Origin of the sequence: Delftia sp. ASV31 (genome assembly GCF_016428765.1) — a bacterium.
Taxonomy (GTDB): Bacteria; Pseudomonadota; Gammaproteobacteria; order Burkholderiales; family Burkholderiaceae_C; genus Comamonas; species Comamonas acidovorans.
On the sequence record NZ_JAELTK010000090.1, the window covers coordinates 1 to 22,653 of the forward strand.

19 protein-coding genes are annotated in these 22,653 nt (G+C 68.2%); 11 read left to right on the plus strand and 8 right to left on the minus strand.

What is annotated here, in order from left to right:
• Positions 1-1,269 (minus strand): formate dehydrogenase subunit gamma (locus JHD82_RS24230; RefSeq protein ID WP_199139211.1); only part of this gene is annotated, 1,269 nt, incomplete at its 3' end.
• A gap of 299 nt (positions 1,270-1,568) precedes the next feature.
• Here JHD82_RS24230 and JHD82_RS24235 point away from each other — a divergent pair.
• A complete protein-coding gene (locus JHD82_RS24235; protein ID WP_016449026.1) occupies positions 1,569-2,012 on the plus strand; it encodes a MarR family winged helix-turn-helix transcriptional regulator in 444 nt (147 codons plus the stop codon).
• Between the two features lie 91 nt (positions 2,013-2,103).
• Here the strand turns inward: JHD82_RS24235 and JHD82_RS24240 are convergent, their stop codons facing one another.
• From JHD82_RS24240 to JHD82_RS24255, 4 genes are all read right to left on the minus strand, one after another.
• A complete protein-coding gene (locus JHD82_RS24240) occupies positions 2,104-3,420 on the minus strand; it encodes an MFS transporter (protein WP_013803891.1) in 1,317 nt (438 codons plus the stop codon).
• 353 nt (positions 3,421-3,773) lie between these two features.
• Entirely contained in the window at positions 3,774-6,764 is a 2,991-nt protein-coding gene (locus JHD82_RS24245) for a cytochrome c (RefSeq protein WP_199139213.1), read from the minus strand.
• Positions 6,761-7,318: a (2Fe-2S)-binding protein gene (locus tag JHD82_RS24250; protein ID WP_012203779.1), complete on the minus strand. Its 558-nt coding sequence runs from the start codon at positions 7,316-7,318 to the stop codon at positions 6,761-6,763. Before JHD82_RS24250 ends, JHD82_RS24245 begins: the two co-directional genes overlap by 4 nt.
• 108 nt (positions 7,319-7,426) lie before the next feature.
• On the minus strand, positions 7,427-8,584 hold the full coding sequence (locus tag JHD82_RS24255) for an FAD-dependent monooxygenase (RefSeq protein WP_016449030.1): 1,158 nt from the start codon (positions 8,582-8,584) through the stop codon (positions 7,427-7,429).
• A 324-nt stretch (positions 8,585-8,908) separates the two neighbouring features.
• Here JHD82_RS24255 and JHD82_RS24260 point away from each other — a divergent pair, with 324 nt between their 5' ends.
• The 5 genes from JHD82_RS24260 (at position 8,909) to JHD82_RS24280 (ending at position 14,820) form a co-directional block, all read left to right on the plus strand.
• Positions 8,909-9,697: an Asp/Glu racemase gene (locus JHD82_RS24260; RefSeq protein WP_012203777.1), complete on the plus strand. Its 789-nt coding sequence runs from the start codon at positions 8,909-8,911 to the stop codon at positions 9,695-9,697.
• 11 nt (positions 9,698-9,708) lie between these two features.
• The gene (locus JHD82_RS24265) at positions 9,709-10,554 is read left to right on the plus strand and encodes an alpha/beta fold hydrolase (RefSeq protein ID WP_074923075.1); all 846 of its coding nucleotides are present in this window, start codon (positions 9,709-9,711) and stop codon (positions 10,552-10,554) included.
• A 50-nt stretch (positions 10,555-10,604) separates the two neighbouring features.
• Positions 10,605-11,690: a hypothetical protein gene (locus JHD82_RS24270; RefSeq protein ID WP_012203775.1), complete on the plus strand. Its 1,086-nt coding sequence runs from the start codon at positions 10,605-10,607 to the stop codon at positions 11,688-11,690.
• Positions 11,687-12,388 carry an N-carbamoylsarcosine amidohydrolase gene (locus tag JHD82_RS24275; protein ID WP_199139215.1) on the plus strand — a complete coding sequence of 234 codons (702 nt, stop codon included), beginning with the start codon at positions 11,687-11,689 and terminating at the stop codon, positions 12,386-12,388. The genes JHD82_RS24270 and JHD82_RS24275 overlap by 4 nt, the downstream gene beginning before the upstream one ends.
• Before the next feature lie 107 nt (positions 12,389-12,495).
• Positions 12,496-14,820 (plus strand): molybdopterin cofactor-binding domain-containing protein, encoded by a 2,325-nt coding sequence (locus JHD82_RS24280; protein ID WP_199139217.1) that lies wholly within the window; start codon positions 12,496-12,498, stop codon positions 14,818-14,820.
• Here the strand turns inward: JHD82_RS24280 and JHD82_RS24285 are convergent.
• Both JHD82_RS24285 and apbC read right to left on the minus strand, forming a co-directional pair.
• Positions 14,817-15,785 (minus strand): LysR family transcriptional regulator, encoded by a 969-nt coding sequence (locus JHD82_RS24285; protein WP_199139219.1) that lies wholly within the window; start codon positions 15,783-15,785, stop codon positions 14,817-14,819. The two genes, JHD82_RS24280 and JHD82_RS24285, sit on opposite strands and share 4 nt — an antisense overlap.
• 19 nt (positions 15,786-15,804) lie before the next feature.
• A complete protein-coding gene (gene apbC, locus JHD82_RS24290; RefSeq protein ID WP_012203771.1) occupies positions 15,805-16,896 on the minus strand; it encodes an iron-sulfur cluster carrier protein ApbC in 1,092 nt (363 codons plus the stop codon).
• A 138-nt stretch (positions 16,897-17,034) separates the two neighbouring features.
• On the opposite strand from apbC, the gene JHD82_RS24295 reads away from it, so the two are divergent.
• From JHD82_RS24295 to JHD82_RS24315, 5 genes are all read left to right on the plus strand, one after another.
• Entirely contained in the window at positions 17,035-17,595 is a 561-nt protein-coding gene (locus JHD82_RS24295; RefSeq protein ID WP_199139236.1) for a restriction endonuclease, read from the plus strand.
• Positions 17,596-17,651: 56 nt separating this feature from the next.
• Complete coding sequence (locus JHD82_RS24300; RefSeq protein WP_199139221.1) at positions 17,652-18,959, plus strand: patatin-like phospholipase family protein; 1,308 nt, start codon at positions 17,652-17,654, stop codon at positions 18,957-18,959.
• Entirely contained in the window at positions 18,956-19,582 is a 627-nt protein-coding gene (locus JHD82_RS24305; RefSeq protein ID WP_199139223.1) for a hypothetical protein, read from the plus strand. The genes JHD82_RS24300 and JHD82_RS24305 overlap by 4 nt, the downstream gene beginning before the upstream one ends.
• A 188-nt stretch (positions 19,583-19,770) precedes the next feature.
• Positions 19,771-21,837, plus strand: coding sequence for a methionine--tRNA ligase (gene metG, locus JHD82_RS24310; RefSeq protein WP_199139232.1), 2,067 nt, complete (start codon positions 19,771-19,773; stop codon positions 21,835-21,837).
• Between the two features lie 135 nt (positions 21,838-21,972).
• Positions 21,973-22,269 carry a hypothetical protein gene (locus JHD82_RS24315; RefSeq protein ID WP_016449040.1) on the plus strand — a complete coding sequence of 99 codons (297 nt, stop codon included), beginning with the start codon at positions 21,973-21,975 and terminating at the stop codon, positions 22,267-22,269.
• A gap of 2 nt (positions 22,270-22,271) precedes the next feature.
• Here JHD82_RS24315 and JHD82_RS24320 read toward each other — a convergent pair.
• Positions 22,272-22,653, minus strand: a 382-nt coding sequence (locus JHD82_RS24320; protein WP_199139234.1) for a YitT family protein, incomplete at its 5' end; no start/stop codon positions are given.

Below are 22,653 nucleotides of genomic sequence, written 5' to 3' on the forward strand. Positions count from 1 at the left end.
GACCAGGCCCTGCGTGGCGCCCACGGCCAGGCCAGCGATGGCCATGCCTTCGATCAGCGTGTAGGGATCGCCTTCCATCAGCAGCCGGTCGGCGAAGGTGCCCGAGTCGCCCTCGTCGGCGTTGCAGGCAATGTACTTTTGCGGCCCCGCTGCGGCGGCCACGGTCTTCCACTTGATGCCGGCCGGGAACGCCGCACCGCCACGGCCGCGCAGGCCCGAATCCAGCACCTCCTGCACGATGGCCGCGGGCTCCATGCGCGCCGCGCGCTCCAGCCCCTGCCAGCCGCCATGGGCTGCATAGTCGGCCAGGTTCAGCGGGTCGATGACGCCCACGCGCGCAAAGGTCAGGCGCTCCTGGCGCGCCAGGTAGGCAATGGCCTCGGTCAGTCCATGGCACAGCGCATGGCTGCCGCCCTGCAGCATTCCGGCATCGATCAGGCCCGGCACCGCATCGGCCGTGACCGGGCCGTAGGCCACGCGGCCTTCGGGCGTCTCGACCTCCACCAGGGTCTCCAGCCACAGCAGGCCGCGCGAGCCGTTGCGCACGATCTGCACCTGAAGGCCGCGCGCCGCGCACTCGCGCTGCAGGGCGCCGGCCACGGCGTCAGCGCCCACGGCCAGCGCGGCGGCATCGCGGGGCACATAGACGCGCACGCCGGGGCCTGCCCCCGCCCCTGCATGCGCAGGCTGGGCCACCGGCTCGCCGGCCTGCTCCGGCTGGCGGCATTGCGCGATGAGTGCATCCAGCCCATTGGCCGAGACATGCGCATGGGGCTGGCCATCGAGCATCACGGCAGGCGATGACGCGCACAGGCCCAGGCAGTAGACCGATTCCAGCGTGACGGCGCCATCGGCACTGGTTGCATGCCCATGCCCGTGCCCGTGCCCACTCGATCCGCAGCCCAGCGCCTGGCCTGCGTGGGCCAGCAGCGCGTCCGCACCGCGCGACTGGCAGGCCTCGGCGCGGCAGACCTGCAGCACATGGCGGCCCGCTGGCGTGCTGCGGAAATGGGGGTAGTAGGAGATGACGCCATGCACCTCGGCACGCGAGAGGTTCAGCGCATCGGCAATGCGCGGCACGGCGGCTTCGGGGATATGGCCCAGCATGTCCTGCACGGCGTGCAGCAACTCGATCAGGGGGCCGGGGCGCCGGGCATGGACGGCAATGGCGTGCTCGACGGCCTCGCGCTCATGGCCGCCGAGTGCGCTGTTGGCAACAGCGGCATTGAGGACGGCAATGGGAATGATCTTCCCTTGTGTGGCTGGCATGGGTGTCCCTGCTGGCTTTCGTTGTGGGGAGCGGCGCGGTCCGGTCCGCTGGCGCTTTGTCTCTCATGCCATTTCAAGGCCTGCCGGGCAAGCCGTCAAATTCAAACGGATGATTGCGCCATTCAATCGGCAAATGAGCCGCCGGGCAGTGCTGCGCCTGCTGCCACAGGTCTTGCGGATGCCGCAGCCAGCGCGGGTTTGCGCCACTTGGCAAATGCGCCCGGCTTGTCGCAAATCACACGGTATTTGGTGTGAATTTTGATAAGCTCACGCGCACCATGAACCACCCGCCATCAGCCATGACGCCACAGGATGGCTATCATTTTTCAGACCAGATCGGCCACCTGCTGCGGCGTGTCTATCAGCGCCACACTGCACTCTTCCAGCAATACATTCCCGACTCGCAGCTCACGGCTGCGCAATTCGTGGTGCTGTGCTCCGTGCGCGACAACAGCGGCAGCTCGCTGGCCGACATCGTCAAGGCCACCGTGATCGACCAGGCCACCATCCGCGGCGTGGTGGACCGGCTCAAGCAGCGCGAACTGGTGCAGGTGGACCATGACCGCATCGACCGCCGCAAGGTCGTCATCAACCTCACCGAGGCCGGCCAGGACCTGGTGCGCGACATGGAGCCCTTCGCCAAGCAGATCACCGAAAGCACCTACGGCAAGCTCAATCCGGCCGAGCGCCTGGCGCTGGATTTTCTGCTCAAGAAGATGCTGGAAGGTGGCGAGGCGGATTGAGCCGTTGCAGCCTCCCCAAAAACAAAGGCCAGAAGGACAAATCCTTCTGGCCTTTTTGCTGAACCGACCTTTCAGTCAGCTCAGGCCGTCATCAATCCAGCGCCCGGTTGCGCGATTCCACATCCACGGCCCAGATCGACAGGGCACCGCCCACCAGCATGGCGGACAGCACGGCCAGGGCCAGTGTGAAGTGGGTGGCCATGATGGGCGCAATGATGGCCGGGGCGAACAGGCCGCCGAAGCGCGCCACGGCGCCGGCCATGCCCATGCCGCTGGCACGCAGGTCGGTGGGGTAGACCTCGGGGGTGAAGGCATACAGCGCGCCCCAGGTGCCCAGCAGCGAGAAGCTCATCAGCAGGGTGGAGCCGATGACCACGAAGGGCGACGAGCCCAGGCTGTAGAACATGCAGCCGACGGCGCTGAGCAGCAAAAAGCCGATCAGCGTGGGCTTGCGGCCCCAGCGCTCCACGCCATAGGCCGACAGTGCAAAGCCGGGCAGTTGCACCAGGGCCAGCACCACCAGGAAGACCTGGCCGCGCATGAAGGCGAAGCCCTCGCTGCTGAGCTTGACAGGCAGGTAGACGAAGACACCGTAGTAGGCGATGGAGATCAGCGCCCAGGCCAGGAACAGCGAGAGGCTGCGGCGGCGCAGGTCGCCGTTGAACAGCGCGAGGATGGATTTGCGCTCCTGCTTTTCAGGCTGCAGGGCGGGGATGTCCGCCGTGGTGCCGTTGACCTTGGCCACCCGCTGCAGCACCTTGCGGGCCTCTTCGGACTTGCCGTTGCGGTTGAGGAACATGGGCGACTCGGGGATGTAGAAGCGCAGCACCACGCCGATCAGCGCCGGCAGTCCGGTCACGAAGAAGATCACGCGCCAGGCATCGTCACCCCAGGACACGGCCACCAGCGCCAGGATGGCCAGGAAGATGGTGCCCACGGCCCAGAACGATTCCAGCAGCACCAGCCAGCGGCCGCGGCGGTCGCTGGGCAGGAACTCGGCCATCATGGTGTAGTCCACGGGCAGCGTGCCGCCCACGCCGATGCCGGTGATGAAGCGCAGCACCAGCAGCCAGGCGAACTCGGGCGCAAAGGCCGAGGCCACGCCCGCAAAGGCGTCGATCACCACGGCCATCATCAGCACCGGGCGGCGCCCGATGCGGTCGGCCAGGCGGCCGAAGACGAAGGCGCCGATCAGCATGCCGATGAAGAAGAAGGTGCCGGTCTGCAGCGCCTCGGGCACGGTCTTGCCGAAGGTCTTGGCAATGGACGGCGCGCTGAAGCCGATGGACAGCACCTGCATGGCATCGGCCAGCCAGACCAGCCCGAAGATGACGAACAGCCGATATTGGAACTTGCCGACACCCGCTGTCTGGATGCCTTTTTCCACCGAAATGTATGTAGATGACATGCAGGGACTCCTTTTCTAGCCATCGCAATTGTTGAATCTGTCTTTTCCCAGGCAAGGCCGTTCAGCTTGTGTTGCCGTCTCCTGCCGTGCCTTCCACCCTTCACACATCCGGAGCGAACCGCTCCCTCGGCGCCATCTCCATGGCCCGATGAAAAATTTCCGGATGTCGGTCTCTGCATCCGGGCGATGGGCGCATTGCGGACAGGCTGCACATCGACAGCACCGCCCGTTGTTGCCCATCACCCGTCCCCAGCATCAGATGTCAGGACCCAGGCCCTGGAGAGATTCCAGGGCAAGGTGTCCATATCCGCGGCATCGCCCATGCCGCCGCCCATTGCTGCCCATTGCCGCCCTCAGTGCGCATGCGCCTGTGCCTGCATGCGCAGCCGGTTAATCGTCTTCGTGTCGTCTGGCCAAGCTTTTTCCTCCGGTGCAAATCGTTCGCGCAAATATCCGAGCAGGTCCGCGATCTGCCTGTCGTCCAGGCTGTCCCCGAAGCCGGGCATGTAGCCCAGCGCATCGTCGGCCGGCGCCTGTATGCCGTTCAGGATCACCTGGACCAGGTTGTCGGGGCTGTCCGCGTGCAGGTTGGTGTTCAAAGCCAGCTGCGGCTTGACGCCGAACAATGTGGGACCGCTGCCCGCCTCATGGCAGACGGCGCAGGCGTTCTGGTAGATGCGTTCGCCATTGGCGTGGCGGTCCAGGGCCCTGGCAGGTGGTGCCGCAGGCGCCACCGCCTGCACGGCGGCCGGCGCCGGTGGCGACATGGCAGGGGCAGCCTGGGAAGCCTGAGGGGCCTGGCCCGGCAGTTCCATCAGATAGGTGGCCATGGCGCGCACATCGGCTTCGGGCAACTGGGCCAGGCCGTGGATGACGGGCGCCATGGGGCCGGCCGCCACACCGTGGCGGGCCGAGAAGCCGGTGCGCAGGTACTGGTACAGCTCTTCGCGGCTCCAGGGCAGCTTGCCGCCGGCCAGTTGATTGAGCGCGGGCGCCGTCCAGCCTTCGGCCTCGCCGCCGCCCAGGTAGTGGATGCCGGTCTTTTCGGCACCCAGCGCATTGCGCGGCGAGTGGCAGGCCGCGCAGTGGCCCGCGCCTTCGACCAGGTAGGCGCCCCGGTTCCATTCGGCGCTGCGCGCGGGGTCGGCCTTGAAGGGAGTGGCGTCGTGGAACAGCAGGTTCCAGCCCGCCATGGCCGGGCGCAGGTTGTAGGGGAAGGCCAGCTGCGTCTCGGGCGCCTTGGCCTTCACGGCGGGCTGGGACATCAGGTAGCCGTAGAGGGCCTGCAGGTCGCCATCGCTGAGCTTGGCGAAGGCCGTGTACGGGAAGGCCGGATACAGCTGGCGCCCGTCCTGGTGGATGCCGTGGCGCATGGCGCGCTCGAAGGCCGCGTAGGACCAGCGGCCGATGCCGGTTTCGTTGTCGGGCGTGATGTTGGTGGAGTAGATGGTGCCGAACGGCGTCTCCAGCCCGAAGCCGCCGGCATTGGCCGCGCCGCCCGGGGCCGTGTGGCAAACCACGCAGTCGCCCGCAGCCGCCACCAGGCGGCCGCGCTCCAGAGCCTGCGGCGAGTACAGGGAAACATCGGGTCCGTCGGTCAGCGGCAGGGCCGGCTTCAGCGGCCAGGCCATGGCGGCCATGCCGGCAAGGCCTGCGGCGCCTGCGGCCAGCCAGCCCCAGCCACGGCCGGGCCGCGCCGCACCGGGCCTGCCCGCCCCCTCGCCCGCCAGCGCCAGGCGCAACTGCTCGGGCTGGAAGGGCACTTCGCGCAGGCGCACGCCTGTCGCATGGTGAATGGCGTTGGCAATGGCGGCGGCGGCGGGCAGCGTGGCCACGCCATCCAGCGCCAGATCGCCCTGGCGGATGACCGCGACATCGCCGGGCGCATGCTGCGCCAGGTCGGAGCCGGGCTTGGCGATCACATCGAAAGAAGCAGCGGAAGCTGTGGACCCTGCCCAGTCGTCAAAAGCGGGGGCCGCGCCCAGCAGCCGGCGCGCGTCGGCCAGCAGTTGCGGGTCCTGCTGGACGATCTCGGGCCGCGTGCTGGCGGCCTGCGCCGCTTGCAGGCTGCGGCTGTCATGGCCGGCCACGACGCGGGTCACTTCGATCTCGCCCGTTTGCGGGTGCACGGCCACCTCGGCCACCCAGGCGCTCCAGGCATGGAGATCGGCGCCCTGCGCATCCAGGGTCTGCAGCTGGGCGGTGGCAAAGCCCCGGCCCAGCAGGCGGCCATCGGCGCCCTGGTGGGACGGTGCCTGCTGCGATGCCTGCGCACGCTCGGCCACCTGCCGGGCCAGATCGCGCACCGGGCCTTCGGGCAGGTGCTGCAGCCGCCATTGCAGCGGATCACGGCCCTGGTCCAGGGCCTGCTCATGCCAGTGGCTTTCGCGGGCAAAGACCTGGGCGGCATTCAGATCATCGACGCCGGCATGCCGCAGGCTGGCGGCCAGCCTGCGTTCATGCACTTCGCCGGCATCGAGCACGGTGGCCAGGGCCGCGGCGCGCGCCAGCTCGGGCTGGCTCAGCAGGCGCGCCATGCTGGGGCGCACGGCCCAGGGCGTGTCGGACAGCAGCAGGTCTGGCTGCGGCGATGCATTGCCCGGCTGAGGCTGCACCGCCGTGTCGGCTTCAAGCCCTTGCGAGGGCTGCGCATCCACGCGCAGCACCAGCTCCCGGCTGTCTGCGCTGCCCGCAGCAGTCCAGGCCTCGCAGGCCACGCTGACAGGCCGGCCCACGGCCTGGGACAGCAGGGCCGCATCGGCCGCTGCGTCCATGAGATCCAGCACATGCGGGGTGCCGGCCGCCGTGGCCGGCAGGCTGAACAGCCTCAGCGCGGACTCGGGGCATTGCAGCAATGCGGCCAGTTCACGGCCGATCATCTGCCGCACATCCGCGTCGCAGGGCGGCAGCCAGACGCTGGCATGGCCGTCCAGGCACCACACGGCTGCGCGTGCGGCACCCTCGCAAGACACGGGCGCCGCCATGCGCCAGACATAGCGGCCGGCATCGGGCAGGTCGGCCTTGCCAGCCTTGTCGGCTCTGTCGGCTCTGTCGGCAGCACGGGGCGCGCTGGCGGCCCTGGCTTCCTGCCGGTCATCCCAGGCAGGGGCCAGGCTGGCAGCGGCCTGCCGGGCATGGACAGGCGCCACGGCCACCACACCCAGAAAATGCCCGCGCTGCACCGCGGCCACCACGCCGGCCATGGCCTGGGCGTCCTGCAGCCGTGCATGCAGGGGCACGCTGCCCCGGTAGCGCAGACCGTCCCAGGCCGCGACGGGCGGGCGCAGTGCCAGGCCGTGCAGCAGGTCGGAAGGCAGGGCGGGTGTGTGGCCGGCCGGGCTCATGGCTGGACCTCGCCCGCGCTGGAAGATGGAAAACCGGAGGGTGCCTGCAGCGCGGCGCGTTGCGCACGCAGCTGCACGGCGCGCAGGGCGGCTTGCATGATTTCCACATGCGTGCCGCAGCGGCACAGGTTGTGGTGCAGCTCGTTGCGCAGCTCCTGCTCGGTCGGATTGGGGTTGCGGCGCAGCAGGGCCTCCACGGTCATGATCATGCCGTTGAGGCAGTAGCCGCACTGGGCCGCCTGGCAGTCGATGAAGGCCTGCTGCGTGGGGCCGGGGCACTGGCGCGAGCCCAGGCCTTCCAGCGTGGTGACCTCGCGGCCCACGGCCGCCCGCACGGGGATCACGCAGGAACGCGCGGCCACGCCATCGATCAGCACCGTGCAGGCGCCGCATTCGCCCAGGCCGCAGCCGTACTTGGGCCCGTTCAGCTCCAGGTCATTGCGCAGCACATGCAGCAGCGCCGTCCCGGGCGCTGCCGGCACCTCGCATGCGCGTGCATTGACCTGCAGGCGGATGGGGCTGGGGGTACTGCTTGGATGGACTGGGGTTCCCATGGGACGAGGCTCTTGCAACTTGGCTGCGGTTCAGGATGTCGGCGTTCTGCGGCCGGACAGGAGGGGGGGGATTCCCTCCCCTCCCCTCGTCCGGCAAGGCAGCGAGTATCAGGCCGCTGCCTTGACCTTGGGCTCGACCAGGGGCACGTTGAACACGTCGTAGCCGAAGCACCAGGACGGATCTTCGTTGGTGCGCAGCCAGGTGTTGTCGTGCGAGATGCGCTGCACCTTGCTGGCGCGCTCGGCACGGTTGGCTTCGTACAGGGCGAAGGCCAGCTCATGGTTGTGCGCGCCGACTTCCTTGAGGCAGCGCGCCAGCATGGCGCCGTCCTCGATGGCCATGGCCGCACCCTGGGCCATGTGGGGCTTCATGGGGTGGCAGGCATCGCCCAGCAGCACCAGGCGGCCACGGCTCCACAGCGGCAGCGGATCGCGCTCGAGCAGCGACCACTTGGTCACTTCCACGGTGGCGTCGATCAGTGCCTGCACGGTGGGATGCCAGCCCGAGAAGGCCTCGCGCATCTCTTCCTTGCTGCTGGGCAGCCAGCGGTCGTTGAGGTCCCACTTCTCGACGGGCACGCCGGTCACGTAGTACAGCTCGTCGGCCTTGCCGGTGACGAAGTAGGTCATCATGTGGCGGTCATCGCTCCACCACTTCACGCAGGCGTCGAAGGGCAGCATGCCGGCCTTGACCTCGGGCGTGGGGAACACGGCGCGGTGGGCCAGGTAGCCCGCGTACTTGGGCAGCTCCGGGCCCAGCAGTTCCTCGCGGATGCGGGAGTTCACGCCATCGGCGCCGATGACGATGTCCGCCTCCTCGGTCGTGCCGTCGGCAAAGTGCATGACCACCACGTTGCCGCGGTCCTCCACCTTGGTCAGGAACTTGCCGTAGGCCATCACGCTGTCGGGCAGGGCCTCGACCAGCAGCGCATGGAAGTCGCCACGGTGCACGGTCAGGTAGCTGGCGCCGTATTCCTTGACGGCGTAGTCGCCCAGCGGGATCTGGGCCAGCACGTCGCCCGTCTGCCAATGGCGGCTGTACCAGTAGTCGGGATGGGAGCCCTGCTCGTTGAGCGCGTCCTCGATGCCGATGCGGCGCAGGATCTTCATCACATTGGGCCCGACGTGGATGCCGGCTCCCAGGCGCGAGAAGCTGGGCGCCTGCTCATAGACGCGGACATTGAAGCCTTCCTGGAGCAGCAGCTTGGCAGCTGCAGCCCCGCCGAGACCGGCGCCGACAACGGCGATTCGAGGGGATTGAGACACAGTTTTCTCCTTGCAGGAATGTTGAAAGCCAGACGGGGCAACCGTTGCTTCGGCGCGTCCTTGCAGGGTGTAAAGCAGGAAGCGTGCCAGGCAACAAAAACACTTAATTCAGGTGTATGCGCTTGAATTTTTCAAATCGACGCATGCACCATAGGGCGGCAGAATAAATTGAAGTTCGCCATTTTTGGTGCAATTTCTGCACCAAATCAGTACAAACCCCGAGAAAATTCTCATTTGCAAGGCGGCACGTCTTTTGCAAGAATAAAGCGTACACACTCAGTTGATTCTGATCAGAAACCCTCGAAACTTCGCAAAGGCAAGTCCATGACCAAAACGTTCCGCATCGGCCAGATCGTCCCCAGCTCCAACACCACCATGGAGACCGAGGTGCCGGCCATGCTGCAGGCCCACTCCACGCTGCGCCCGCAGGACCGCTTCACCTTCCACTCCAGCCGCATGCGCATGAAGAAGGTGCAGAAGGAGGAACTGGCCGCCATGGACGCCGAAAGCGACCGCTGCGCGCTGGAGCTGAGCGACGCGCGCGTGGACGTGCTGGGCTATGCCTGCCTAGTGGCCATCATGGCCATGGGCAAGGGCTACCACCGCGTCTCGCAGCAGCGCCTGACCGAGCGCACGGCCAGCAATGGCGCCACCGCCCCGGTGATCACCAGCGCCGGCGCGCTGGTGGAAGCGCTCAAGGTCATGGGCGCCAAGAAGATCGCCCTGGTGGCGCCCTACATGATTCCGCTGACCCAGCTGGTCATGGACTACGTGGCCGCCGAAGGCTTCGAGATCGTGGACTGGCGCGCGCTGGAGATCCCCGACAACCTGGACGTGGGCCGCCACGACCCCGCCAAGCTGCCCGGTATCGTGGCCGGCATGAACTACGCCGACGCCGACGTGATCGTGCTGTCGGCCTGCGTGCAGATGCCCTCGCTGCCGGCCGTGGCCCAGGTCGAGGCCCAGACCGGCAAGCCCGTGCTGACCGCCTCCATCGCCACCACCTATGCCATCCTCAAGGAACTGGGGCTGGACCCCGTGGTGCCGGGCGCGGGTGCGCTGCTGTCAGGCGCCTATCCCTACGACACCGGCACCAGCGCAGCCAAGGCCTGAGGAACACACGCATGACGAGCACCTCCAGCACCCCCAGCACATTCCGCTACGGCGGCAACGTCCACGCCAACGGCATCCGCCAGCACTACCTGCGCTACGGCGGCGCCGAGGGCGAACGCGCGCAGCGCGACGCCGTCATCCTGATCCCCGGCATCACCAGCCCGGCCGTGACCTGGGGCTTCGTGGCCGAGCACCTGGGCCGCCAGTTCGACACCTATGTGCTCGATGTGCGCGGGCGCGGCCTGTCGTCCTCCGGCCCGGGCCTGGACTACAGCCTCGATGCCCAGGCCGCCGACGTGGCCGCCTTCGCCCAGGCCCTGGGCCTGCAGCGCTGGGCGTTGGTCGGCCACTCCATGGGCGGGCGCATCGCCGTGCGCGCCGCGCGCAGCCAGCCGGTGGGGCTCACGCGCCTGGTCATCGTCGATCCGCCGGTCTCCGGCCCCGGCCGCCGCGCCTACCCGGCCGCCCTGCCCTGGTATGTGGACTCCATCCGCCAGGCCACGCTGGGCATGGATGCCGAGGCCATGCGCGCCTTCTGCCCCACCTGGACCGAAGAGCAGCGCCAGCTGCGCGCCCAGTGGCTGCACACCTGCCACGAGCCGGCCATCGTGCAGAGCTTCGAGGACTTCGGCCGTGACGACATCCATGCCGACCTGCCCCGCATCCAGCACCCGCTGCTGCTGGTCACGGCCGAGCGCGGCGACGTGGTGCGCAGCGAGGACGTGGCCGAGTGGCAAGGCCTGGCACCCCAGACCGAGCATGTGCGCGTGCCCAATGCCGGCCACATGATTCCCTGGGACAACGAGGCCGGGTTCTACGTGGCCTTGGGCGATTTCCTCGGCGCGCGGGTGGACTGAATGTCCAACCGCAGCCCACTCCCATCCATCGCGACACCAAGGAGCCGACCATGTCCGTCAGCGATATCGATCTGATCCACGCCTGGAAGCAGGTGCTCACACTGTCCCGGCTCGAAGCCGGCCAGACCGTCACCGTGCTCACGGGCGCCGACACGCACCCGCAGACACTGCGCTGCGCCATTGCCGCCTCCAGCGAAATGGGGGCGCGCGTCAACCGCCTGGACCTGCCGCCCGTCAATGCCGAAAAATCACTGAGCCGCGACTCGCTGGCCTACCTGGGCACGACGCCGCTGACCGGCAACCCCGCCGCCATCGCCGCGCTCAAGGCCAGCGACCTGGTGCTGGACCTGATGACGCTGCTGTTCTCGCCAGAGCAGCACGAGATCCTGCAGACCGGCACCAAGATCCTGCTGGCCGTGGAGCCGCCCGAGGTGCTGTGCCGCCTGGTGCCCACCGAGGGCGACCGCGCGCGCGTGCAGGCCGCGTCCAAGCTGATCGAGGCGGCCGGGCAGATGCACATCACCTCGGCCGCGGGCACCGACCTGCGCTGCCGCCTGGGCAGCTTCCCGGCCATCTGCGAATACGGCTTCGTGGACCAGCCCGGCCGCTGGGACCACTGGCCCAGCGGCTTCGTGCTGACCTGGCCCGACGAGGGCGAGAGCAACGGCCGCGTGGTGCTGGACCGGGGCGACATCCTGCTGCCCATGAAGGACTACGTGACCGAGCCCATCGAACTCGTCATCGAAAAGGGCTACGTCACGCGCATCAGCGGCGGCCTGCAGGCCGACATCCTCAAGGAGTACATGGCCTCCTACGAGGACCCCGAGGCCTACGCCGTCTCCCACATCGGCTGGGGGCTGCAGCCGCGCGCCCACTGGTCCATGCTGGCCCACTACAACAAGGAAACCCACATCGGCATGGACGCCCGCGCCTTCGAGGGCAACTTCCTGTGGTCCATGGGCCCCAACAACGAGGCCGGGGGCAGCCGCACCACGGCCTGCCACATCGACATTCCCATGCGCCACTGCTCGGTGGCGCTGGACGGCAAGCCCACGGTCATCGACGGCGTGGTGCAGGACGAGGAAGGACTGGCGCGCGCCGCCAAAAGGTCCAAGCAAGGAAAGGACATCGCATGACCACGACAACTACCGGCCAGGCCACCGGCGCGCAGAGCGTTCCCACCGAGGGCGTGCAGGGCGACATCTCTGCTGACATCTCGGTTTATGCACGCCAGGGCTTCGGCACGCCGCTGCCGCTCAAGGCCCCGTTCGGCCTGCTCATCATCGACTTCGTCAACGGCTTTGCCGACCCGGCCGTCTTCGGCGGCGGCAACATCCCCGAAGCCATCGCGCAGACGCAGCACCTGCTGGCCCATGCGCGCGAGCGCGGCTGGCCCGTGGCGCACAGCCGCATCGTGTTCTCGGACGACGATGCCGACCACAACATCTTCTGCCTGAAGGTGCCCGGCATGCTGACCCTGAAGGAAGACAGCCCCAACAGCGCCATCGTGCCCCAGCTGGCCCCGGCCGCTGGCGAATACGTGGTGCGCAAGAGCACGCCCTCGGCCTTCTTCGGCACCATGCTCGCACCCTGGCTGGCCCAACGCGGCGTGCAGACCCTGCTGGTGGCCGGCTGCGTGACCAGCGGCTGCGTGCGCGCCAGCGTGGTCGATGCCATGCAGTCGGGCTTTCGCCCGCTGGTCGTGGCCGACTGCTGCGGCGACCGCGCCCTGGGCCCGCACGAAGCCAATCTGTTCGACATGGCCCAGAAGTACGCGGCGGTGATGCCGCTGGGCCAGGCCATCGCCGACACCGACGCCCTCGCCGCAGGTTGATCCCACCGCGCCAACGCGCCTATGGGGCCGGTCCTGCGCAGCCGGCCCCGGAGTGCATAACATGCACAGGGCACGCCTGAGAGCGTGCCCGCGAAGAACACCGCCCCATGAACCTGCCCCAGCCCCAAGCCCTGCACGCACAGCTGCTCACGCGCGCCGACACCCTGCTTGTGGTGCGCCAGCCCGTGGCGCCGCCGCGCCCTGCGCCCGGCCAGCCCGGCACGGCCACCGACTATGTGCAATCCACGCCCGAGGTCTTCGTGGCCGTGCTGGCCGACGATGCCGCGCCCCAGGGCTGGCGCGCCCTGGCCTTCAACGGCCATGTGGACCTGGGCACGGGCATACGCACGGCCCTGGCGCAGATCGTGGCGGAAGAGCTCGAAGTGCCTTTGGCGCGCCTGGACATGGTGCTGGGCCACACGGCCGCCGCGCCCAACCAGGGCCCGACCATTGCCAGCGCCAGCATCCAGATCTCGGCCGTGCCGCTGCGCCGCGCCTCCGCCCAGGCGCGCGAGCAGCTGCTGGCGCTGGCCGCGCAGCGATGGAGCGTGGCGGCGGACCGGCTCCAGGCGCGCGAAGGTGCGGTGCGCTTTGCCGATGGCAGCGATGCCCGCGAACTCGGCTATGGCGATCTGCTGCGCGGCCAGCAACTGCAGCTGACGCTGGCCCCGCCCGATCAGGAAGTGAAGCTCAAGCCCGCCAGCGAATACCGGCTCGTCGGCCGTGGCGCGGCGCGCGTGGACATCCCCGCCAAGGCCACGGGCGAGCTGAGCTTTGTGCACGATGTGCGCGTGCCCGGCATGCGCCATGGCCGCGTCATCCGCCCTCCGCACCCGGGCCGCGACGGCGGCGATTTCATCGGCCGCTGCCTGGTGGCCGTGGAGCGCGACTCCGTGGCCCACCTGCCCGGCAACGTGCAGGTGGTCACCGAGGGCGACTTCGTCGGCGTGGTCGCCGACCGCGAGGAACAGGCCATTGCCGCCATGCGCGCGCTGCGCGTGCAATGGCAGGCCGTGCCGCCGGCGCCCGATCTGTCTGACTTGGCCGCAGCCATCCGCGCCAATCCTGCCCAACACCGTGCGCTGGTGGACCAGGGCACTGTGGACGATGCCTTCGCGGGCGTCGGCACGGGTGCGGCCACCGAACTGCGCCGCAGCTACGTCTGGCCCTACCAGATGCATGCCTCCATCGGCCCGTCCTGCGCCGTGGCCGATTTCAGCGGGGGCCGTCTCAAGCTCTGGGCCGGCACGCAGAACCCCCACATGCTGCGCACCGACCTGGACCGCCTGCTGCAATTGGGCGAGGACCGCATCGAGATCGTGCGCCTGGAGGCGGCCGGCTGCTACGGCCGCAACTGCGCCGACGATGTCTGCGCCGACGCCGCCCTGCTGTCCATGGCCGTGGGTGCGCCCGTGCGCGTGCAGCTCACGCGCGAGCAGGAACACCAGTGGGAGCCCAAGGGCACGGCCCAGCTCATGGACGTGAGCGCGGCCATCGATGCCCGGGGCGAACTGCTGGCCTACGACTTTGCCGTGCGCTACCCCTCCAACGACGCGCCGCTGCTGGCCCTGCTGCTCACCGGCCGCATCCCGGGCGAGCCGCGCACGCTGGAGATGGGCGACCGCACGGCCGTGCCGCCCTACCGCTACGCCAGCCAGCGCATCACCTGCCATGACATGGCGCCCATCGTGCGCTCGTCCTGGCTGCGCGGCGTCTCGGCCCTGCCCAATTCCTTTGCACACGATTGCATGATCGACGAGCTGGCCCATGCGGCCGGCGCCGACCCCGTGGACTACCGTGTTCGCCACCTCGATGACCCGCGCGCCGTCGAACTGATCGAGGCCACGGCACGCCACGCGGGCTGGCAGCAAAACCAGCCGGGAAGCCGGGGCCGCCCCGGCGCCGACGGCCTGCTGCACGGGCGCGGCGTGGCCTATGCGCGCTACATCCACAGCCGCTTTCCCGGCTTTGGCGCGGCCTGGGCCGCCTGGGTCATCGACATCGACGTGGACCCCGCCAGCGGCCGCATCGCCGTGCGGCGCCTAGTCGTGGGCCAGGACACGGGAATGATGGTCAACCCCGACGGCGTGCGCCACCAGATCCACGGCAACGTCATCCAGACCCTGAGCCGCAGCCTGATGGAGAAGGTCGCCTTCAATGCGCAAGGCGTGGCCAGCCGCGAGTGGGGCAGCTACCCCATCATCGGCTTCCGCGACCTGCCTCCCATCGAAGTGGTGCTGATGCCGCGCCAGGACGAGCCCCCCATGGGCGCAGGCGAATCGGCCTCGGTCCCCGGCCCGGCCGCGCTGGCCAATGCGCTGTTCGACGCCACCGGCCGGCGCTTCTATGCCGCGCCCTTCACGCCCGACGTGGTGCGCGCCGCACTGAATGCCGCGCCGAACGCCACGCCAGAGACTGCACAACCCGCCTAGTCTTTCAGCGCCCCCGCATGCCGCAGGCACTGCGCACGCCAACCGGCGTCGTCCTGAAGTTGCAGCGCCGCCTGCAGCGCGCGCGTGGGCGCCACGCCCTGCTGGGCCATGAAGCCTATGGGCGTGACCAGTTCGGGCGAGCGCAGTGGCCGCGCCACCAGGCCTGGCATGTGGCGCACCGTTGCCACCATGGCGCCCGGCAGCACGGTGGTCATGCCATCCGTTCCTTGCGCCACGGCCATCACCAGGGTCAGCACGGAGTTGGTTTCCATGGCGGGCTGCACGGCCATGTCCACGGCGGCGAAGGCCTCGTCGATCACCGTGCGGTTGTGCATGTCGGGGGTGAGCAGGCACAGCGGCATGCCGGCCACTTCGCGCCAGGCGATGTCGGCGCCAAAGGCAAAGGGCCGGCCCTCGCCCTGCTCATTGCGACACTCGCAGCACTCGCGGCACAGCAGGTAGTAGTGCTCCTCGTACTGGGGCCAGGACTGCAGGCGCGGGCCGCGCGGCGGCATGCGCGCGCTGTAGCCCAGGGCCAGGTCCAGCGACAGGTCTTCGAGCCCGCTCTCGATCTCGGCCGAGCTCATGGACAGCACCACGGGCGTGATGCCCGGATGGTGCTCGCGCAGCAGGGCCGCAAATCGCGTGAGCATGGGCATGGCCGTGGGCACGGCCGCCATGCGCAGCTGCCCGCGCAGCGCGCCGGCGGCGGCGCTCAGTTCCTGGCGCAGGCCTTCCTCGGCCCGCAGCATGGCCAGGGCCGTGGCCAGCACCTGATCGCCCTCGGGCGTGAAGCCCGCGAACGAGCGGCCCCGGCGCACGATGACCGTGCCGAACTCCTCCTCCAGCGCGCGCAGCGCATTGGACAGCGCCGGCTGGGTGATGTGGCATGCCAGCGCCGCGCGGCCGAAATGGCGGTGCTCGTTGAGCGCCGCCAGATACCGCATCGAGGTCAGCAGGTTCATGCCGGCAGCGCCAGAAGGGTCAGGTTCCCTGGCTCACCGTGATGGTGGGGAACTTGCTCGTGAAATCGCGTGCCTTGAGCGCCACCTTCACGGCCAGGTCGCGCGCCACCTTCTTGTAGATCTGCGCGGCTTCGCTGTCGGGCTCGGCCACCACGGTGGGCTTGCCGCTGTCGGCCTGCAGGCGGATCTGCAGCGACAGGGGCAGTGCGCCCAGGTAGTCGATGCCGTACTCGGCCGCCATCTGCTTGCCGCCCTCGGCGCCGAAGATGTGCTCCACATGGCCGCAGTTGGTGCAGACGTGGGCCGCCATGTTCTCCACCAGGCCCAGGATGGGCACGCCCACCTTCTCGAACATCTTCACGCCCTTCTTGGCGTCGATCAGCGCGATGTCCTGGGGCGTGGTGACGACCACGGCGCCCGTCATGGGCACGCGCTGGGCCAGCGTCAGCTGGATGTCGCCGGTGCCGGGCGGCATGTCCACCAGCAGGTAGTCCAGATCCTTCCAGTTGGTCTGGCGCAGCATCTGCTCCAGCGCCTGCGTGGCCATGGGGCCGCGCCAGATCATGGCCTGGTCGTTGTTGACCAGGAAGCCGATGGACATGACCTGCACGCCATGGCTTTCCATGGGCTCCATGGTCTTGCCGTCGGGGCTTTCGGGGCGGCCCGAGATGCCCATCATCATGGGCTGGCTGGGGCCGTAGATGTCGGCATCCAGGATGCCCACGCGCGCGCCCTCGGCGGCCAGCGCCAGCGCCAGGTTGGCCGTGGTCGTGCTCTTGCCCACGCCGCCCTTGCCGGACGAGATGGCGATGATGTTCTTGACGCCCGGCAGCAGCTGCACGCCGCGCTGCACCGCATGCGCGGCGACCTTGGACGTGATGTTGACCGAGACATTGCCCACGCCCTCGACGGTCTTGGCCGCCGCGACGAACTGGCCGCGCAGCGCCGGCACCAGGCTTTGCGCCGGATAGCCCATCTCCACGTCGAAGGCCACGTCGGCCCCCGTGACCTGCAGGTTGCGCAGGGCGCGGGTGCTCACATAGTCCTTGCCGGTGTGGGGGTCGAGCACGCTGGAGAGCGCGGCCAAGAGCGCTTGTTCTGTGACTGCCATTGCTTTGATTACTCCTAGAGCCGGATAGTCTATCCAAGGCACCATCCCCTCGCTCACGCGAGACAATGCGGGCCTTGCTGCCTTTGCGGCCCCTGTTCCCGCCTTTTTCCGCGAAAGATCCGCCCCGTGAAATTCAAGATGGCCCACAACTCCCTGTTCGCGATCCTGCTGCGCTCGCGCTGGTGGATCAGCATCGCGCTGGCCGCGCTGGTGACCCTGGTGTCCACGGCGCTGCTGCCCAAGGACATCGCGCCGTTCGCCGCCATCACCGCCCTGCCCTTCTTCGGCATAGGCTGCGTTGCCGCCTGGCGCCAGCTGCGCGCGCCCAGCCCCGCCAAGGTGGAGCAGGCCCTGGAGATTGCGGCCCAGCAAAGCTGGCGCGAGTTCGCCGATCGGCTCGATCGCGCCTGGCAGGCCGAGGGCTACACCGTGACCCGCCTGTCCGACAAGGACGGCGCCGACTTCGTGCTGGAACGCGAAGGCAGCACCACCGTGGCCAGCGCCAAGCGCTGGAAGGCCGGCGTGCACGGCATGGAGCCGCTGCGCGCCCTGCTGGCCGCAGGCCAGGCGCGCGATGCGGCCACGGTCTGCTACCTGTCGCTGCAGCCGCCGGCCGAGAATGCAGCCGCCTGGGCCAAGCAGCAGGGCATCGCCCTGATCTCCGGCAAGGACCTGGGCTCCCTGCTGGCCAAGGCCTGATCCCTTCGGGGTCATCCCCTGATCTGATGACGGCCGGCGCGCGGCACACTCCAGGCATGCCCGATGCCGCGCCCTCACCCGACTCCAGCCTCCCTCCCCCCAGCACCGGACTGCTGCTCAGCGGCGGCGGCGCCCGCGCCGCCTACCAGGCCGGCGTGCTGGAGGCCATTGCCGAAATACGCCGCGCCTGCGGCCAGCAGCATGGCCCCAATCCCTTCCCCATCCTGGTCGGCACCTCGGCCGGCGCCATCAACGCGGCGGCCCTGGCCTGCGGCAGCGACCATTTCGACCGGGCCGTGCGCCGCATGTCGCGCATCTGGCGCAACCTGCGGCCCGAGGACATCTACCTGTCCGACTCGCTGAGCGTGCTGCGCAGCGGCGCGCGCTGGCTGACCCTGCTGTCGCTGGGCTGGGCCCTGGCGCGCTGGGGCCGCATGCGCCCGCGCTCGCTGCTGGACAACCAGCCCCTGGGCCGGCTGCTGTCGCGCGGCCTGGTTCCGCTGGAACGCCTGCCGCAATTGATCGCGGACGGCCACCTGCGTGCGCTGGCGGTGTCCGCCTCCAGCTACACCACCAGCGAGCACGTGACCTTCTGCCAGGCGCAGGACCAGCTCCAGCCCTGGGTGCGCAACCAGCGCAAGGCCGCCGCCGCCCAGATCACGCACGCGCACCTGCTGGCGTCCTCGGCCATTCCCTTCATCTTTCCGGCCACGCCGCTGCCGCTGGACGGCGCCACCGAATACTTCGGCGACGGCTCCATGCGCCAGACCGCTCCGCTGGCGCCCGCCATCCACCTGGGCGCCGAGCGCATCCTCGTCGTGGGCGCGGGCCGGCGCACCGAGCCGCCGGCCAGGCCGCCGCCAGAAGGCGCAAGCTACCCGTCGCTGGCCCACATCGCGGGCCACACGCTGTCCAGCATCTTCCTGGACGCCCTGTCCCTGGACGTGGAGCGCGCCGAGCGCATCAACCAGACACTGGCCCTGATCCCCCCCGCCGACCGCGAACGCAGCCGGCTGCGCCCGCTGCAGTTGCTGGTCATCTCGCCGTCCGAGCGCATAGACGCCATCGCCGCACGCCATGTGGGCCAGCTGCCGCTACCCATGCGCACCCTGCTGGGCGCCCTGGGCGTGCGCCAGGACGCCAGCGACCCGCGCGGCGCCGCCCTGGCCAGCTACCTGCTGTTCGAGCGCAGCTTCACCCGCGAACTCATGGCCCTGGGCCGGCGCGACGCGCTGGCGCGGCGCAGCGACATAGAGCAGTTCCTGGGCTGGCAGCGCGTGCCGGCCGCAAGCGCACCCTCCCTACCAAGCGCACAGGACGCCGCGATTTCAGGCCTCTCAATATCTGAACAATCAGAAAAATGAAGCAAAACACCGCCGAGCTGCGCAAGAACTTCGAAAAAAGGCTGATTGAATTCCTGAAGAAAGAGCTTTCCCATCTTTCAGGCACGAAGTTCACAAGGAACACAATCAACATCACCAGGAAAGAATCCGGTGCCGTTGCCAACATTCACTTTGAATATCTGACCAACACCCGGTCGTATGAGGCCATCATCCTCGTGGAGCAGCCCGTACTGCAGGCAGCAATCGCGCAAATGGCCCCTCCTTACCCGTCGAACCTGGCAAACGCGAGTCTCGTGTACAGCATGTCGACCACCAGCGAAAAAGCCGCCTGCATTGACCTGCCAACGACCGAACAGGGCATTGAAAATGCATGCGAGCGAATGCTTGCTCTGCTCAACGGCACTTACCTTCCCATCGTTCTCAATGCACTCGAAGCAGGCCCGGCCATGGTGGACGACATCCTGGCAAGACCCAAGTACTACTCCCATCCCGTTCCATTGATTTTCACGGTCTTGAAAATCAACGGAATACAGGCCAGCGAAGAGTCCCTGGCCAGGATCCTGAGCGAGCAGACCCTTGGCTACACCAATCATCACGAATTGAAGAATGCATTCCACCAGCACTTGGCGAGCACATCGGGCTGACGTTGCTCCCAAGTAGAAGAACCCGTCTCGCCGTCCAAGAAGAACATGGATGGTTTTCGTTCCCGTCACGCAAAAGCCCCGGCCGCACCTTGACGAAGGACCGCGGCAGGCGCGCCAAAAAGCCATCGCCGCCCCACAACCGCCCAGCCCTTCTAGAATGTCAGGTTCCCCCGAGAAAGCCGCCATCCATGACCGCACGCAAACTCTTCGTCACCACCGCCCTGCCGTACGCCAACGGCAACTTCCACATCGGCCACATCATGGAATACATCCAGGCCGACACCTGGGTGCGTGCGCAGCGAATGCAGGGCAACGCGGTCAACTTCGTGGGTGCCGATGACGCCCACGGCGCGCCCATCATGATTGCGGCCGAGAAGGCCGGCAAGACGCCCCAGCAGTTCGTGGCCGACATCGCCGCAGGCCGCAAGCAGTACCTGGACGGCTTCCACATCGCCTTCGACAACTGGCACAACACCGACGCGCCCGAGAACCACGTGCTGGCCCAGCAGATCTACAGGGACCTGAAGGCTGCCGGCTTCATCGAGACGCGCACCATCGAGCAGTTCTTCGACACCGAGAAGAACATGTTCCTGCCCGACCGCTTCATCAAGGGCGAATGCCCGCGCTGCCATGCCAAGGACCAGTACGGCGACAACTGCGAGGTCTGCAGCGCCGTCTACGCGCCCACCGACCTGATCAATCCCTACTCGGCGCTGTCCGGCGCCAAGCCTGTGCTCAAGAGCTCGGAGCATTTCTTCTTCAAGCTGTCGGACCCGCGCTGCGTGGAGTTCCTGACCGAGTGGACCCAGGACGGCCAGCATGTGCAGCCCGAGGTGGCCAACAAGATCAAGGAATGGTTCGGCGTGCGCACCAACCCGGACGGCACGACCAGCGAGGGCCTGGGCGACTGGGACATCTCGCGCGACGCGCCCTACTTCGGCATCGAGATCCCCGATGCGCCGGGCAAGTACTTCTACGTCTGGCTGGACGCGCCCGTGGGCTACCTGGCCTCGCTCAAGAACCTGCTGGACCGCCGTGGCGAGGACTACGAGGCCTACATGGCCGACCCCGCGCTGGAGCAGTACCACTTCATCGGCAAGGACATCATCACCTTCCACACGCTGTTCTGGCCCGCCATGCTCAAGTTCAGCGGCCGCAAGACGCCCACCAAGATCTGCGTGCACGGCTTCATGACCGTGAACAACGGCGAGAAGATGAGCAAGAGCCGCGGCACCGGCCTGGACCCGCTCAAGTACCTGGGCCTGCAGATGAACCCCGAGTGGCTGCGCTACTACCTGGGCGCCAAGCTCAACGGCAAGAATGAAGACATCGACTTCAACCCCGATGACTTCATGGCCCGCGTCAATTCCGACCTGATCGGCAAGTACGTGAACATCGCCTCGCGCGCGGCCGGCTTCATCGCCAAGCGCTTCGATGGCAAGCTGGGCACGGTCAGCGAAGACGGCCAGGCCCTGCTGGCCCAGCTGCGCGGCCAGAGCGAGGCCGTTGTCCAGGCCTTCGAGAACCGCGACACGGCCCGCGCCGTGCGCGAAATCATGCAGCTGTGCGACCGCGTCAACGAATACGTGGATGCCAACAAGCCCTGGGAGCTGGCCAAGCAGGAAGGCATGGACGCCCGCCTGCAGGACGTGTGCACCACCTGCATCGAGGCCTTCCGCCTGCTGACCATCTACCTGAAGCCCATCCTGCCGGCCGTGGCCGAACAGGTGGAAGGCTTCCTGAACGTGGCGCCGCTGCAGTTCGCCGACGCACAGAACCTGCTGGGCGCCGGCCATGCCATCGGCCTGTACAAGCACCTGATGCAGCGCGTGGACGTCAATCAGCTGGAGGCCCTGTTCGAGGCCCCCGAGCCCGTGGTCGAGAAGGTCCTGCCCGGCGGCGAGGAGATTGCCGAAACCATCAGCATCGACGACTTCGCCAAGGTGGACCTGCGCATCGCCAAGATCGTGGAATGCAAGCCCGTGGAAGGCTCGACCAAGCTGCTGCAGCTCACGCTGGACGTGGGCGAAGGCAAGACACGCAACGTGTTCTCCGGCATCTCCAGCATGTACCAGCCCGAGCAGCTGCAGGGCAAGCTCACCGTGATGGTGGCCAACCTGGCGCCGCGCAAGATGAAGTTCGGCATCTCCGAAGGCATGGTGCTGGCAGCCAGCCACGCCGATGAGAAAAGCAATCCCGGCATCTATGTGCTGGAGCCTTTCCCAGGCGCCACACCCGGCATGCGTATACATTGAAATGCCCCCTGAGTCGCTTCGCGCCTTCCCCCTGAAGGGGGACGACACCCTCGGTGCGGGGCGGCCCTTCCTCGGCGTCCCTGACTTAGGCTCTGCCGGTTTCAAAGATTGCGCACAGTGTGTTGGACGACAATCATGAAGTCTGCAAAGTCCCGCAAGCCCTCACGGTCCCCGGCCCTGGGGGCTTTTCTTTGCCTGTGCGCCAGCGCCCTGCTGTCCGGCTGCACCGTGGTGGCCGTGACGGCCACGGCGGTCAGCGTCACGGCCTCGGCCGTGGGGCTGGCCGCGGATGCGGCTGTGGGCACGGCAAAAATCGTCGGCAAGGGAGTGGGCAAGGCCGTCGATGCGATGAGCGATGACGGGGCAGCCGCAGACAACAGCGGCATCACGGTCCGCTATCGCACGCCCGATGGGCAGCCTCTGACGCCCTGAGGCTACTGCCCGGCGTAGCGCCCGGGCCGGTGGCTCACGGCCAGGAACACGCCCATGATCACGGCCGCCAGCACCGACCAGGCCACGCGCTCGAAGGGCACGACCCACAGCGCCAGCAGCACCACGCAGCAGTCGATGGCCATCTGCACCTTGCCGGCGCGGATGCCGTAGCGGTCCTGCAGGTAGAGCGAGGCAATGGTGGCGCCGCCCAGGCTGGAGCGGTGGCGCGCCAGGAACAGCAGGCCCGAGCCCATGAGCAGGCCACCCGCAATGGCGGCAAAGGCCGGGTGCAGGTAGTCGATGTGGATGAGGCGCGGCCCCATTTCGGTGATCAGCGACAGCGCGCCCACGCAGATGAAGGTCTTGACCGTGAAGGTGCGGCCC

Bases quoted from the DNA above. Each gene is read 5' to 3' on its own strand.
- JHD82_RS24250 (WP_012203779.1), bottom strand. From the start codon at position 7,318: ATGGGAACCCCAGTCCATCCAAGCAGTACCCCCAGCCCCATCCGCCTG.
- JHD82_RS24315 (WP_016449040.1), top strand. From the start codon at position 21,973: ATGAAGTCTGCAAAGTCCCGCAAGCCCTCACGGTCCCCGGCCCTGGGG.
- JHD82_RS24300 (WP_199139221.1), top strand. From the start codon at position 17,652: ATGCCCGATGCCGCGCCCTCACCCGACTCCAGCCTCCCTCCCCCCAGC.
- metG (WP_199139232.1), top strand. From the start codon at position 19,771: ATGACCGCACGCAAACTCTTCGTCACCACCGCCCTGCCGTACGCCAAC.
- JHD82_RS24305 (WP_199139223.1), top strand. From the start codon at position 18,956: ATGAAGCAAAACACCGCCGAGCTGCGCAAGAACTTCGAAAAAAGGCTG.
- JHD82_RS24275 (WP_199139215.1), top strand. From the start codon at position 11,687: ATGACCACGACAACTACCGGCCAGGCCACCGGCGCGCAGAGCGTTCCC.
- JHD82_RS24235 (WP_016449026.1), top strand. From the start codon at position 1,569: ATGACGCCACAGGATGGCTATCATTTTTCAGACCAGATCGGCCACCTG.
- JHD82_RS24260 (WP_012203777.1), top strand. From the start codon at position 8,909: ATGACCAAAACGTTCCGCATCGGCCAGATCGTCCCCAGCTCCAACACC.
- JHD82_RS24265 (WP_074923075.1), top strand. From the start codon at position 9,709: ATGACGAGCACCTCCAGCACCCCCAGCACATTCCGCTACGGCGGCAAC.
- JHD82_RS24245 (WP_199139213.1), bottom strand. From the start codon at position 6,764: ATGAGCCCGGCCGGCCACACACCCGCCCTGCCTTCCGACCTGCTGCAC.
- JHD82_RS24285 (WP_199139219.1), bottom strand. From the start codon at position 15,785: ATGAACCTGCTGACCTCGATGCGGTATCTGGCGGCGCTCAACGAGCAC.
- JHD82_RS24295 (WP_199139236.1), top strand. From the start codon at position 17,035: ATGGCCCACAACTCCCTGTTCGCGATCCTGCTGCGCTCGCGCTGGTGG.
- apbC (WP_012203771.1), bottom strand. From the start codon at position 16,896: ATGGCAGTCACAGAACAAGCGCTCTTGGCCGCGCTCTCCAGCGTGCTC.
- JHD82_RS24280 (WP_199139217.1), top strand. From the start codon at position 12,496: ATGAACCTGCCCCAGCCCCAAGCCCTGCACGCACAGCTGCTCACGCGC.
- JHD82_RS24240 (WP_013803891.1), bottom strand. From the start codon at position 3,420: ATGTCATCTACATACATTTCGGTGGAAAAAGGCATCCAGACAGCGGGT.
- JHD82_RS24270 (WP_012203775.1), top strand. From the start codon at position 10,605: ATGTCCGTCAGCGATATCGATCTGATCCACGCCTGGAAGCAGGTGCTC.